Origin of the sequence: Paramicrobacterium fandaimingii (assembly GCF_011751745.2) — a bacterium.
Classification (GTDB): domain Bacteria; phylum Actinomycetota; class Actinomycetes; order Actinomycetales; family Microbacteriaceae; genus Paramicrobacterium; species Paramicrobacterium fandaimingii.
In genome coordinates this window covers 3,330,227-3,344,064 of sequence record NZ_CP061170.1, presented here as the reverse complement: position 1 = coordinate 3,344,064, position 13,838 = coordinate 3,330,227, and the positions used below count along the sequence as shown (strand labels likewise).

12 protein-coding genes are annotated in these 13,838 nt (G+C 64.0%); 10 read left to right on the top strand and 2 right to left on the bottom strand.

Features of this window, described 5'->3' with window-relative positions:
* Positions 1 to 134 precede the first annotated feature (134 nt).
* Positions 135 to 1,049, top strand: a complete 915-nt coding sequence (locus tag HCR84_RS16120; RefSeq protein ID WP_244972517.1) for a CPBP family intramembrane glutamic endopeptidase — start codon at positions 135 to 137, stop codon at positions 1,047 to 1,049.
* 21 nt (positions 1,050 to 1,070) lie between these two features.
* Here the strand turns inward: HCR84_RS16120 and HCR84_RS16115 are convergent, their stop codons facing one another.
* Positions 1,071 to 1,847, bottom strand: coding sequence for an inositol monophosphatase family protein (locus HCR84_RS16115; RefSeq protein ID WP_166979349.1), 777 nt, complete (start codon positions 1,845 to 1,847; stop codon positions 1,071 to 1,073).
* A gap of 107 nt (positions 1,848 to 1,954) precedes the next feature.
* Here HCR84_RS16115 and HCR84_RS16110 point away from each other — a divergent pair, with 107 nt between their 5' ends.
* Positions 1,955 to 2,851, top strand: a complete 897-nt coding sequence (locus HCR84_RS16110) for a TIM barrel protein (RefSeq protein WP_166979351.1) — start codon at positions 1,955 to 1,957, stop codon at positions 2,849 to 2,851.
* Between the two features lie 52 nt (positions 2,852 to 2,903).
* Here HCR84_RS16110 and HCR84_RS16105 read toward each other — a convergent pair whose 3' ends face one another.
* On the bottom strand, positions 2,904 to 3,725 hold the full coding sequence (locus HCR84_RS16105) for a BtpA/SgcQ family protein (protein ID WP_166979353.1): 822 nt from the start codon (positions 3,723 to 3,725) through the stop codon (positions 2,904 to 2,906).
* Between the two features lie 117 nt (positions 3,726 to 3,842).
* Between HCR84_RS16105 and HCR84_RS16100 the strand changes: the two genes are divergently transcribed.
* The 8 genes from HCR84_RS16100 to HCR84_RS16065 all read left to right on the top strand — a co-directional run bounded on the left by HCR84_RS16100 (position 3,843) and on the right by HCR84_RS16065 (position 13,818).
* A complete protein-coding gene (locus HCR84_RS16100) occupies positions 3,843 to 4,622 on the top strand; it encodes a DeoR/GlpR family DNA-binding transcription regulator (RefSeq protein WP_166979355.1) in 780 nt (259 codons plus the stop codon).
* 149 nt (positions 4,623 to 4,771) lie between these two features.
* Entirely contained in the window at positions 4,772 to 5,809 is a 1,038-nt protein-coding gene (locus tag HCR84_RS16095; RefSeq protein WP_166979357.1) for an autoinducer 2 ABC transporter substrate-binding protein, read from the top strand.
* Between the two features lie 61 nt (positions 5,810 to 5,870).
* On the top strand, positions 5,871 to 7,373 hold the full coding sequence (locus tag HCR84_RS16090; RefSeq protein WP_166979359.1) for a sugar ABC transporter ATP-binding protein: 1,503 nt from the start codon (positions 5,871 to 5,873) through the stop codon (positions 7,371 to 7,373).
* Positions 7,370 to 8,401, top strand: a complete 1,032-nt coding sequence (locus HCR84_RS16085; RefSeq protein ID WP_235940740.1) for an ABC transporter permease — start codon at positions 7,370 to 7,372, stop codon at positions 8,399 to 8,401. The genes HCR84_RS16090 and HCR84_RS16085 overlap by 4 nt, the downstream gene beginning before the upstream one ends.
* 3 nt (positions 8,402 to 8,404) lie before the next feature.
* Positions 8,405 to 9,538 (top strand): ABC transporter permease, encoded by a 1,134-nt coding sequence (locus HCR84_RS16080; protein WP_244972516.1) that lies wholly within the window; start codon positions 8,405 to 8,407, stop codon positions 9,536 to 9,538.
* Entirely contained in the window at positions 9,535 to 11,055 is a 1,521-nt protein-coding gene (locus HCR84_RS16075; protein ID WP_166979361.1) for an FGGY-family carbohydrate kinase, read from the top strand. The genes HCR84_RS16080 and HCR84_RS16075 overlap by 4 nt, the downstream gene beginning before the upstream one ends.
* Positions 11,052 to 12,131, top strand: a complete 1,080-nt coding sequence (locus tag HCR84_RS16070) for an aminopeptidase (protein WP_166979363.1) — start codon at positions 11,052 to 11,054, stop codon at positions 12,129 to 12,131. Before HCR84_RS16075 ends, HCR84_RS16070 begins: the two co-directional genes overlap by 4 nt.
* Before the next feature lies 1 nt (position 12,132).
* Positions 12,133 to 13,818, top strand: coding sequence for a dihydroxyacetone kinase family protein (locus HCR84_RS16065; protein WP_166979365.1), 1,686 nt, complete (start codon positions 12,133 to 12,135; stop codon positions 13,816 to 13,818).
* Positions 13,819 to 13,838 lie beyond the last annotated feature (20 nt).

Below are 13,838 nucleotides of genomic sequence, written 5' to 3'. Positions count from 1 at the left end.
AGCGCCACGCATGGTAACAATCGGTGTACATAGGTTGCGCTACCGATGCTTGTGTTGTACGTTACACAAACAGGTCGGTGTACTTAGGAGTGACACGTCAGGTGTTCACGGCATCATCGGCCCTCTTGGGAGTGATGATGAATAACCTCGACAGCCCGGCGGTCACCCGCCCGCCGCAGCAGAAACACACCGAAGGACGACGCTGGGGAGTGGGCATGCGGCTGCTGTGGCAGCTGCTTGCCGTGCTCGCGGCCGTTGTCGTTGCCCGTCTGATCAGTGCGGCGGTTGGAGGGCACCCGTGGTTGACGTTCGGCATCGGCCTGGCGACGGGCGTCTTGGCGATCGCCGTCTATGCCTGGGTCGTCCGGCGCACTGAGCATCGTGCTCCGGTGGAGGTGGGCTTGAAGGCCGCTGCGCCTGCCCTTGGCTGGAGCGCTCCAGCGGGAATCGCGCTGTTTGGTGCCGTCATTGCGCTCATCGCGCTCGGCGGCTACTACACGATCAATGGCCTGGGAGACCCCGCGACCGCCCTCGGGCTGCTCGGCTTCATGGCAGGTGCCGCGGTGTCCGAAGAGCTGATCTTCCGCGGCATCCTCTTTAGGATCGTCGAAGAATGGACGGGCACGTGGATCGCTCTGGTGCTGGTCGGTCTGCTCTTTGGCCTTGTTCACCTGCTGAACGCAAACGCCACGCTCGTTGGGGCCCTCGCGATCGCGATCGAGGCCGGAGGAATGCTCACCGCCGCGTACATCGCGACCCGCAAGCTGTGGGTGCCGATTGGGCTGCACTTCGGCTGGAACCTCGCCGCGAGCGCCATCTTCAGCACCGAGCTCTCGGGAAGTGGTGCTCCGACGGGGCTGCTGGACGCAACGACGTCGGGCCCCGCACTGCTCACCGGAGGCGACTTCGGGCCGGAGGCAAGCATCTACGCCGTGGTATTCGGCGTGCTGGCTACCACCGCGTTCATGTGGGTGGCCTACCGGCGCGGTTACGTGGTTCCCGTCCGCGGTTCTGCCCGGAAGCGCATGATCGAAGCGCACCCCTGGTAACAGAGCATCGCGATTCTTCGCCTAGTCGGGAATCGTCAGCGGGATGTGATCCGGATACGCCCAGATGCCACCACGGTGTGCGTCTGGGCGTATCACTGTGAGCCCGGCCTCTTCGGCGATGAGAGCGCCTGCTGCCCAGTCGAACTCGTAGAGATCGGTCTCGACGAACGCGCTCGTGGAGCCGTCTGCCGCCATGCAGAGTCCGAGCGCTGCCGAGCCGACGCTTCGCACGTCTGTGAAGTTCTGCATATAGAGAGGGAGCTCGGCGAACTGGCGAGCACGCATGTCGCTGCTGTACGAGAACCCCGTGCCGAACAACACGGTTTTGGCGTCGGGGTCGGGCCCGGTGAGCTGCACCGTGCTTCCGCGTGACAGGAGCCACGCGCCGACGCCCTGCTGCGCGAAGTACTCCTGGCGCAGAACAGGGGCGTTGACAACCCCGGCGATCCAACGCCCCGTCGCGACGTCTTGCACCGCGACAGACGACCCGAAGTAGGGGATGCCCGTCACGAAGTTTGACGTGCCGTCGAGCGGGTCGATCGACCAGCGATAGCGGGAGGCATCGCCGCCCGTTGCCTCGTATTCTTCGCCGGTAATCGCGTCGTCTGGGCGGCGGGCGCTGAGGTAACTGCGAATGGTCTGCTCGGCACGACGGTCGACATCGGTGACGACGTCGCCCAGCTCGCTCTTCGCCGTGACGCTGATGTGCGCCCCCACTGAGTCGTCGAGAATCAAGGCACCGGCCTTGGCCGCACCACGAGCGATGGCGAGCAGGTCTTCGTCAATTGATGCGTGCACTGTGGCTCCGATCACAAACGTGCAAGAACCTCACACGGTAGCAAGGCTGTGCGAGAAAATCTCAGCTAGGGTGGACAAAACGGCGGGCGTCAGGGAGGACAGCGTCAGTGACACTTGGCATCAACACGTGCTTCGCGGTGAAACGATGGACGCGGCCCGATGACATTCTGTGCATCGTCGGCGAGGAGCTCGGCCTACAGGTGTGCCAGCTCAGCGTTGACAACGTGCCGCTCGCCGACCCTCGATCGGCGGAGTCGCGGGAGTATGTTCGTCGCTTTGCGGCGACATGCGACACGGCCGGTGTCGAGCTTGACTCGATCTTCACCGGTCTCGCTGCGTACTCGACGAGCCTTCTCTTGGACGACGACGAAGACGCACGTAATGCGGCCGAGGCGTGGTACGAGAGCCTGATCGTGCTGGGTGGAATCGCCGGGGTGCGATCCGTTGGCGGGCACATCGGGGCGCTCTCCGTGCCGACAGCGAGCGATCCCGCACGTCGTGAAAGGGCAATGGACGAGCTTCGCGATCGGATGCTGCGACTGTCGCAGCGCGCAGAAAACGAGGGCCTGGCAACGCTGCTGTTCGAGAACATGGCTGTCTCGCGTGAGCCGGGGTCGGTGCGCGAGAACGCGCTGGCGCTTGAGAGCTCGCTGGCGACAGCATCCGTTCCCTGGCAGCTCTGCTTCGACGTGGGGCATCCTGTCGCCATGGCCTCACGCGACGATGACGATGCGCTTGCCCCGTGGTTTGAGACGCGCTGGAAAACCAACCCAATGCTGCAGCTGCAGTACTCGCGTCCGGATGCCGATATGCACGCAGGTTTCGACGAGACCGACCCGGCCGTCGGAGTGAACCCGACGCGTGTCGCCGCGGCCCTGGCCGAGGGTGAATGGCCGAACAGCTCGCTGTTCATTGAAGTGATGCCCGCGCACGAGATGCGCGATGACGCCGTCGTGCCCATGCTGCGCCGCACTGTTGACGTATGGACGGAGGTGCTCGCCTGATGCCCACACACAGCGCGCTGACTCTGAGCACGACGGCGTCTGCGTTCCACTGCTACGCAGCGGCTTGCGTCCGGTACGACCGCGCGGCTGACATGAGCTGCTCGACGCGCGACTGGTCCGCAGAGTTTTCGAACCTTCCGTCTTTCTTGAAATACGTTCCCACGATGGCGCCGTCGGCGACCGACAGCTGGTCTGCAACGTTCTCGGCCTTCACGCCCGTGTTCACAAAAACCGGGACGTCGCCCGCCGCCTGCTTCACGATCGACACCGATTGTGTGTCGGTCGGCGCGCCTGCGGTGAGACCCGAGACGCAGAGGGCATCGGGGAGCGTTGCAAACACCGTCGAGCGCGCGACAGAAGAGAGGTCGCGCGACGCCAGGTACGCGGCGGACTCCGGAACGATGTTGAAGAACAGCTTGACGTTAGCGGCCCCGATGCGATGCCGATGACGAGCTACCTCGCCGACATTCGTGTTCCACAGACCGAAGTCGCTCGCATAGACGCCCGTGAAGATCTCACGGACGAACGCCGCGTCTGTGGCGACAGCAAGATCGATCGACGCTCGAGCATCCCACAGCACGTTGACACCGTAGGGAACCGCAAGGTCTCGGTTAAGCTCGCCGATGACCCGTGCCATTGTCACGGAGGTGATCCGTTCGGTGTCGGTCAGGTAGGGGAGGCTGAACTCGTTGGAGATCAGCACCCCGTCGACGCCGCCGCTCTGAAGCGCACCCAGCTCTCGCTTTGCGCGGTCGACGATGGCAGAGATACCGGCGTTGGAGTCGTAGCCTGGGTCACCGGGCAGTGCGGAAAGATGAAGCATCCCCACGACGGGTTTCGGTGATGCAAAGACGTCGGTAAGCCAATTGGTCATTGTTCCTCGTTTCAACTCTGATTCAGAGGCGATGGTATGAATTCACAAGAACCTAACCACAAGTGAACAATTAACACAAGATACGGTCTGCGTTTGAGGATCGGAAGGGAAAGAACGATGGCGATGGATGCTCAGGAGCGGCGTGCGCGTGTGGAGCAGCGAGTTCTGGCAGACGGAGAGGCCGAATTTCGCACGCTCGCACTGGAGTTCGATGTGTCTGAGATGACGATTCGACGCGACATTGAGCTGCTCGAGGAGAAGGGAAGCGTTCGACGCGTCGTCGGTGGCGCAATCGCCTCGCGCGGAAAAGCGGCGGAGCCAACATTCACCTCGCGCGCGCTGATGGGAGCACGCGAGAAGGCACATATCGCCGCCGCCGCCGTTGAGCTGCTGCAGCCGGGCGAGACCGTTGTTCTCGACAGTGGAAGCACGGTGCTCGCCGTGGCGCGCGCGATCAAGGGGCGCGGCCTTGGCCTCACCATCATCACGCCGAGCATCCTCGTTGCGCTCGAGCTTCACGATGAGCCAAACACGAAGATCGTGATGACGGGCGGGGTGGTGCGGCCAGGGGAGCTGAGCCTCATCGGCGCGCCGTCGGTTTCCTCGTTTGCGCAGTACAACTGCGACGTGTTCGTCATGGGGGTTGCCGGAGTCGATGGCAAGCGAGGACTCTCCGACTACAACGGCGAAGAGGGCGCTGTGAAGAAGGCGGCGATGAAGACCGCTGACCGCGTGATCGTTGTCGCTGACGCGTCAAAGCTCGGACGCGTTCAGCTGATGAACGTTGCGGCTCCTGGCGAGATCACTGCGCTTGTCACGGACGGTGACGCTGACGACCCGGCTCTCACGGGATTTCGCGCGGCTGGCGTCGAAGTCAGGTGCATCCCCGCTCGCTGACCTGACGCCACCGCGTTACCAGATTGTTGTTATTTCACACATTGCCGTTTGATTGACAAATTGCCACAGATGCATTTAGGTTCCAGAAGGGCTGTAATTTAATCCCGATACCCCACCAGGTTGAGGGAATATCACACAAAGGAGTGCACATGCATCGCAAATTCGCCTCGGGCCTCGCGCTCGGGGCCGTCGCCCTTCTCGCTCTCACCGGCTGCGGAACCGTTGGTGGCGGCGGAGGAGGAACAGACGACGGCGGAGACGTATCGCCCGAAGACATGACGATGGTGACCGTCGTCAAGATCACCGGCGTCGGCTGGTTCGACCGGATGGAAATCGGCGTCAATGAGTTCGCAGACGAGTCAGGAATCGATGCTCGTCAGGAGGGCGCAGACGATGCGAGCCCCGAGAAGCAGATTCAGATCATTCAGGACTTGATCCCTCAGGCGCCAACGGCGATCACCGTTGTTCCGAACTCGCCAAAGGCGCTCGAGACCGTTCTTGAGCAGGCGCGGGATCAGGGGATCATCGTCGTCACCCACGAGGCCGCGGGCATCGAGAACGCCGACATCGACATCGAAGCTTTCGACAACAAAGCCTACGGCGCGCAGATCATGGACAACCTCGCTCAGTGCATGGGCGAAGAGGGACAGTACGTCTCGTTCGTCGGCGGACTCACAGCGAAGACCCACATGGAGTGGGTTGGCGGGGCGCAGGAGAAGCAGGAGGCCGAGTACCCCGACATGGAACGCGTCGAGGACCCGATCGAGAGCAAGGAAGACGAGAACGTCGCCTACCAGCGCGCAAAGGAGCTGCTCGCAAAATACCCCGACCTCAAGGGCTTCCAAGGCTCAGCGGGAACTGACGCTGCCGGCATCGCCCGCGCCGTTCAGGAGGCCGGTCTTGAAGACAGCGTCTGCGTGATGGGCACCAGCATCCCGTCTGTCGCCAAAAAGTATCTCGAGGACGGATCAATCGACAAGGCGTTCTTCTGGGACCCTGCGCTCGCCGGAAAAGCGCAGCTGAAGATTGCCGAGCTGCTTGCCAGCGGAGAGCAGATTGAGGAAGGCACAGACCTTGGAATCGAGGGCTACGAGTCGCTGACGAAGCTTGAGGGCTTCGACAACGTGTACGTCGGTGATGCCGCGATCGAAGTCGACGCGGACAACGTCAACGACTTCGATTTCTGATCCTTTAATCCCAGGCATGGCGGTGGGGCTCCAAGGAAGCCCCACCGCCGAAAGGACAACAATGGCCGAACGCACTGACGCGCCCGTACTCGAGGTGCGCGACATCGTCAAAGTATTCGGCGGGGTGACGGCGCTCGACGGGGTGTCAATGTCACTTCTGCCCGGGCGCGTGCACTGCCTCGCCGGCGAGAACGGCAGCGGCAAGTCAACGCTCATCAAGATCATCAGCGGTGTTGAGGCTCCGGACGGTGGGGAAATCTTGATCGACGGCGAGTCGATCAACCGCATCACTCCCGCCCGCGCGTTGCGTGCGGGCATTCAGGTGATCTACCAAGATTTCTCGCTGTTTCCCAACCTCACCGTCGCAGAGAACATCGTTATTCCGGCAGCGATCGCGTCGCAGAAGAAGCTGTTCAATCGCGCCCGCAGCCGCCCCGATGCCCAGCGCATCGTCGATGAGCTGGGGCTCATTCTCAACTTGGACGCCGACGTTGAGACGCTCTCCGTTGCCGACCGCCAGCTCACAGCGATCTGCCGCGCTCTCGTGCAGGACGCTCGAATTCTCTTCATGGACGAGCCGACAACCGCGCTGACGCATTCTGAGGTGGAGCGGCTCTTCGCTCTCGTGCGCACGCTGCAGGAGCGTGGCGTCGCCATTGTGTTCGTCAGCCACAAGCTCGACGAGGTGCTCGAGGTGTCTCAGGACATCACCGTACTGCGCAACGGGCGCATGGTTGCGAGTGGAGATGCCCGCGAGTACAGCGTGCAGTCGCTGACGGTGGCCATGACGGGTCGAGATGTCGACACCACACGGCTGGTGAACCCTCTCGGCGAACCGGGCGCCCCTCTGCTCGACGTGTCGCGGCTCGATCTGCCCGGCGCATTCAACGACGTCTCGTTCGACCTTGCCCCGGGGGAGATTCTCGGCATCACGGGTCTTCTCGGATCGGGTCGCGGCGAGATCGTCGAAGCACTCTTCGGACTGTTGAAACCCGACTCGGGGACGGTGACGATCAACGGCCAGGCGCTGCGTCTTGGCAGCATCCGATCATCTATCTCGGCGGGGATCGGCTATGTGCCCGAAGACCGGCTGACGCAGGGGCTGTTTCTCGAGAAGTCCATTGCCGACAACATCATTGCGAGCTCGCTTGGCACCCATGCTCGGGGAAAGGTCGTTCTCAGCCAGAAGCGCATCGCCCAGACGATCTCGACGCTGTTCACGAGGTTGAAAATCAAGGCGCCCAGTGTCGCCGCTCCTGTTCGTTCGCTCTCCGGAGGCAACGCGCAACGCGTTGTGCTTGCCAAGTGGCTTGCAACGAAACCAAAGATCCTCATTCTCAACGGGCCCACCGTCGGCGTCGATGTCGGGTCGAAGAACGAGATTCTCGCGATCCTTCGTGAGGCCGCCCGCGACGGTATGGGAGTGATCATGATCTCTGACGACGTGCCCGAGCTTGTCTCGATCTGCAACCGCGTCATCATCGTTCGCCGGGGCTCGATCGTCGCCGAGTTCGACAGTGAACAGATCGACGCCCAGCGCATTCAGGAGGTGATGGCCGCGTGACACTCGGAAACCGCATGAAAACACTCGCGTCACGATTGAGCGGCGCGAACAACGAGGGCGTGCTCGCGATCATCATCGTTGTGCTCGTCATTGTGATGAGTCTCATGAGCCCGTCGTTCTTCACCGTGCACACGCTCTTCTCGATTATGCGTTCTGCGCTCGTGCCGGGCGTTCTCGCCATCGCGGTGCTGCTGGTGATCATCTCGGGAGGCATCGACGTCTCGTTCGCCGCGATCGCCATCTTCGCCGCGTACACGACTGTGCATTTTGCCCACCAGGGGCAGTTCGACCCGGGAATCATCGGCGTGCTGATCATCGCGTGCGTCATCGGTGCCATGCTCGGCCTCGTCAACGGCGCCGTCATCGCCCGGTTTCGATTGCCGACGCTGATCGTCACCCTGGCCACCCAGGGAATCTTCCGCGGCATCCTTCTCGTCTACGTCGGCTCACGCTACATTGCGCAGCTGCCCGACAGCATGGCAAGCCTCTCGACGGCGAACCTCATCGCCATCGAGAGCAGCCGCTCCTATCTTCCGCTTCTGATCGTGCCCGTCGCCGTGCTCGTGCTTCTTGTCGCATGGATGCTGCGCAGAACGATGTTCGGCCGCGGAATCTACGCCATCGGCGGCGACACCGAGGCAGCCCGTCGCGCCGGCTTTCCCGTCGTGCGATTCCAGATCGTCCTCTACATGCTCGTCGGCGCGATCGCGGCGATCGGCGGGCTGATCCACGTGATCTTGAACCGCAACGCCAACCCGCAAGACATCGTCGGCACCGAGCTCGATGTGATTGCCGCTGTCGTGCTGGGCGGAGCATCCATCTTCGGCGGCCGCGGCTCGGTTCTCGGAACCGTGCTCGGCGTTGTGCTTGTGCAGCTGATCAACAACAGTCTGCTTCTCATGGGCGTGCCCACCGCCTGGCAGCGCGCGGCCGTTGGCCTTCTGCTTGTCGTCGGTGTGGGAATTCAGGCGCTCTCGGCACGACGCGCGTCACGACGAACGTTCGTACTCGACACAGTGGAGGCGTAGACGATGCCTATTCGAACTCAGCAATCCACAGCGGCGCAACTCAACACGCGCGTCGACAACACGGTGCGCACGTGGATCTCGCACATCCACGTCGACCGCGGAATCGGCCGGATGCTCGTGCTGCTCGTCATCGCATTCGCGCTGTTCGCCATAATGAACCCGCGGGTGTTCATGAACCCGCTCAACCTGCAGAACATCATGGTGTCGGCGCCCGAGATCGGAATTCTCGCCATCGCCATGACGCTCGCGATGCTGACAGGGGGAATCGACCTCTCGCTCGTGTCGATTGCCAACCTCACGGCCATCACGATCAGCACGTTGTACACGGGGGTAGTCGCAAACGATCCGGCACTCGCCGAGTCGCTCGGCGGCCTGATCGTTCTCGTCGGCATCGCCGTCGGCGTTCTGGGCGGCCTCATCAATGCCTTTCTGATCAGCACCGTGGGAATCACGCCGATCCTTGCCACCCTTGCAACGATGCAGATCTTCAATGGCATCGCCATCGTGTGGACGGGAGGCAAGACTCTCTACGGCGCCCCGCAGGCGCTGTCCGGCGTTGGCAAGGCGACGGTCGCCGGCATCCCCGTGCTGTTTCTGCTATTCATCGTCGTCGCGATCGTCATCGGGCTTCTGGTGAACCGCACGCCGTTCGGGCGCAAGACGCAGCTGCAGGGAGCGAACCCCGCTGCGGCGCGCTTCTCAGGCATCCGCAGCGCCTCCGTGCTGTACGGCACCTACCTCACGACCGGGCTTCTCGGCGGGCTCGCCGGCGTGCTGTTCGTCACCCGCAATCCAACAGCGAGCGCGGACTACGGAACGTCGTACGTGCTGCTCGTCATCGTGATCGCGGTGCTCGGAGGAACCAACCCCATGGGCGGGTTCGCAACCGTGACGGGCGTTGTGCTTGCAACGCTCGTGCTGCAGGTCGTGCAGTCCGGGTTCAACGCGATTCGGCTGTCGTCATACGAGTACTCCATTGCCCAGGGCGTGATTCTGATCGGCGTCATGGTCTTCGACCAGCTCAGGTTCCGGCGACGAACGCGGTACGTCGCCTCGACCCAGACGCGCAACATCGCCTCGATGTCGAACGTGGGCGATGACGCAGACGAGAGCGCAGACAAGGTGGGGTCGCCGTGACGGCACTGCTGCTTGGCGTTGACATCGGCACGTACGAGACCAAAGGGGTGCTCGTCGACACAAACGGCGTCGTTCACGCGACAGCTCGCTCGCGTCACGGCATCAGCACGCCGCAGCCGGGCCACGTCGAGCACGATGCCATCGACATCTGGTGGAACGACTTCGCGAGTGTGTCGCGCGAGCTCGTCAGCACCATGAGCACGGGCGATGAGATTCTGGCTGTAGCGTGCAGCGCCATCGGACCCTGCGTGCTGCCGGTCGACGCCGAGCTCAACCCTCTGCGGCCCGCTATTCTCTACGGGGTCGACACGCGGGCGGACGAACAGATCGCCGACTTCGAGCGTCGCATCGGTCGCGACGAGATCTTTCGCCGCTCGGGCAACACCCTCACAAGCCAATCGGCCGGGCCGAAGGTCGCGTGGATCGTCGAGAACGAGCCCGCGATCGCCGAGGCAGCGCGGTGGTACATGACGAGTCAGAGTTTTCTCGTGGCCACACTCACCGGCGAGGTCGTGATCGATCATGCGACTGCCGGGTATTACCACCCGTTCTACGATCTGGCAGGCGGATGCTGGGACCTCACCGGCTTCGACGACATCGTGACCCCCGATCAGCTGCCCGCGATTCGCTGGTCGAGCGATGTGGCGGGAACGGTGACCGCGGCAAGCGCCGCCGAGACCGGCATCCCCGAGGGAACGCCGGTGCTGACGGGAACAACGGATGCCGTGGCCGAGGCCGTCGGAGCATCCGTCATGGACGACGGCGACCTCATGCTCATGTACGGGTCGAGCGGGTACATGATTCGAGTGGTGTCTGAGCCGGTCGCCGACGCCGTTCTGTGGTCGGCGCCATTCGCCTTCCCCGGCAGCTACGTTCTCGCCGCTGGAACGTCGACGGCGGGAACGGCAACGCGGTGGGCGGCCGACATGCTGGGGCTGGACACAGGGGAGGGCGACGACGCCCTGTTCTCGTCGCTCATGCAGCTTGTGCACGACGCGCGCCCGGGGGCTGGCGGCGTCGTGCACATTCCGCACTTCAGCGGCGAACGCACGCCGTTTCACGATCCCGATGCTCGCGGCGTGTTCACGGGTCTCTCTCTCACAACGGGGAGGGCCGAGCTGGCCCGCGCCGTCGTCGAGGGGGTTGCGCACTCCGTCGTCTCGGCGGTCGGCGCCTACGCCGAGATCGGCATGGAGCCGACGCGGGTCATGGCGATCGGTGGCGGCACGAAGAACGACGTACTCGTGCAGACCGTGAGCGACCTTCTCGGGTTCGAGCAGAACTGCGCTGCGACCATCGGTGCCGCCTACGGCGACGTCATTCTCGCCGCGCTCGGCCTTGCCGTCACGACAAAGGCCGAGGTTCGCGAAAACTGGGTGTCCATCGACTCCACGATCACGCCGCGGTCGAGTGGCGACCCGGCCGTCGAGACGCTGCGCCGAGCTCACGACGAATTTCTTTCGACCTACCGCGCGCTCAGCCGCGCTCGACTCACGACAGAGGAGAAGCCCGAATGAGCAGGTGGCCCGAACTGGCTGCGCATCTTGCCAACGTCAACGAGGTGACCGAGGGGAGTCGCGTCAGCATCTTCATCACGTCGCCCGCCGTCGTCGAGGCGGCAGACGCCTTCGTTCGCGAGGTATATCGCCGTGGTGGGCTCCCGCAGGTGCAGCTCACAGACGAGACGTACGACAGGTACGCTCTCGACTTCGCCTCAGACGCCGTGCTCGGAGCCCCGGGGCCCATGGAGCTCGCCTCGATGAACTGGGCGGACGTTCACGTCTCTTTTCGCGGCATGATCGCGCCGCCCGACACCATCGACGAGCGTCGCCTCAGCCTGCAGCGCGCGGGCAAGGGCACCGTGTCGACGGCACGCTGGCAGAACACCCGATGGACGCTCGTTCGAGTGCCCAGCCCGGAATGGGCCGAGCTCATCAACGTGAGCTACGCCGATCTCATGGCCGAATTCTTCGCATCGACGCTCGCGAAGTGGTCGGCGCACAAGCGTTCACTCGAGACGCTGTGCGCGCAGCTCGACGAGACATCGATTGTGCGAATTCAGGATGCCGACACCGACCTGACGCTCAACTGCACGGGTCGAACCTGGGTGCCCTTCGCTGGGGACGCCAATCTGCCTGACGGCGAGATCGCGACAGCGCCGCGCGAAGACGGTGTCGAGGGCAGCATCCGGTTTCCGGGAACGTTCTGGTTCGGCGGTGCTCGCATCACCGATCTCGACCTCACGTTTGAGCGCGGGGTCGTCACCGATGCACGTGCACGCGAGGGCGGTGAGTTCGTTTCGCGCATTCTGGAGACTCCGGGAGCGCGCACCGTTGGCGAACTGGGAATCGGAACCAACCCGGCAATGACGACGATGACGGGTGATCTGCTGCTTGACGAGAAGATTCTCGGCACCGTGCATATCGCTCTCGGCCGCTCGTACCCACAGTGCGGCGGACTCAACGAGTCGACAATTCACTGGGACATCGTCAAAGACCTGCGGGGCGGCGGTAGCCTGTTCGCCGACGACACTGCGCTCATCGACAACGGCGACGTGCAGCCCGTGCTGAAGCGCGACTACGACGGAGGGTGACATGCGAAAGATCATCAATACGGCAGACGGCTTCGTCGACGAGGTTCTCGACGGAATACTCCTCGCGCACGGCACCCAGCTGAGGTCTGCGACACGCGACAGGCGAGCTCTGGTTCGAGCGGATGCTCCCGCAGAGGGTCGGGTGGCAATCGTCACCGGCGGCGGCTCAGGGCACTTGCCGTTCTTCCTCGGGTACGTCGGTAAAGGGCTGTGCTCGGCCGTCGCCGTCGGCAATGTTTTCTCGTCGCCGTCGTCTGCGCAGATTCACGCAGCATCCGTCGCTGTCTCGTCGGGGGCCGGGCTGCTCTATCTCTACGGCAACTACGGCGGAGACGTGTACAACTTCGACATGGCGGCCGACCTCTGCCGATCCGAAGGCATCGACGTGCGCACGGTGCTGGGCACGGACGACATCGAGTCGGCGCCTGCGGGCAAAGAGCCCACGCGGCGCGGCGTCGCCGGGCTCGTGCTCGTCTACAAAGCGGCGGGTGCCGCGGCCGACCGCCTCTGGTCGCTCGACGATGTCGAGCGTGTCGCCAGCAAGGCGGCAGCGGCAACGCGCACGATGGGGGTCGGCCTGTCTCCGACGGTGCTGCCCGCCGCGGGCGAAGAGACGTTCTCGCTTGACGAGGGCGACATGGAGATCGGCGTCGGAATCCACGGGGAGAAGGGCACACACCGCGGCCCGCTCGAGGCCGCCGACCAGATCACCGACCGCTTTCTCGAGCGGCTTGGCACCGAGCTTGATCTCACAGACGGCACGTGCGTTGCCGTGCTGGTGAACGGCCTGGGGTCGACTCCGCTCGAGGAGCTCTACGTCGTGTACCGCCGGGTTCACCGAGTTCTCGCCGAGCGTGGCGTGACCATCGCCTACCGGCTGATCGGCGAGTATGTCACGAGCCTCGAGATGGCCGGGGCGTCTCTCTCCATCATGCAGCTCGACGGCGAGCTCAAAGAGCTGCTGGGCGACCCCGCCGCGTCGCCGTTCTTCAAGCAGGGAGAGGTCTCCGACATCGACGTTGCGCCAACGGAAAGCGACACGGATGCTGCGAGCTCAAGCGCTGTCGACGTCGGGCGCACCGGAACGCGAAGTGCGCTGCGTGACGCGCTGCTCGCCGCGTTGCCGAACATGGCGGCGCACACGGACGAGCTGCGCGACCTCGATGCGGCTCTGGGAGACGGCGACCTGGGAATCACCGTGTCGGCGGGAAGCGCCGCCGTCGTCGCTGCCCTTTCGGACCTGCCCGAAGACGCGGACGCTCGAAGCATCCTGACCACGACGGGGCTCGCGTTCTCCGCGGCGAACCCATCGACGTTCGCGGCGCTTGTCGGCAGCGGCTTGATCGGCGCTGCCGAGACGTTTGCTCCCGACGCGGATCTGACGAGCGACCGCGTGGCGCCGCTGCTGCGCGCTGTGGTCGATCGCATTGCCGAGCGCGGCGGAGCCGAGGTCGGAGACAAGACTCTCCTCGACGTGCTCGACGCCGTTGCGGGCGCCGTCGAAGCCCGCGTGCCGCTCAGCGAGGTCGCCGCCGTGGCGCGATCGACAGTGGAGTCGACCACGCGGCTTCAGTCGAAGCGGGGCCGTGCCGCGTGGCAGCAGGAGCGCTCAGTCGGTCAGGCAGACCCGGGAAGCGTCGCCGTTCAACGCTTTGTCGAAGAGATTGTGGGAGCGATCGCCCGTTGACACGCGGCACGACCGGCTAG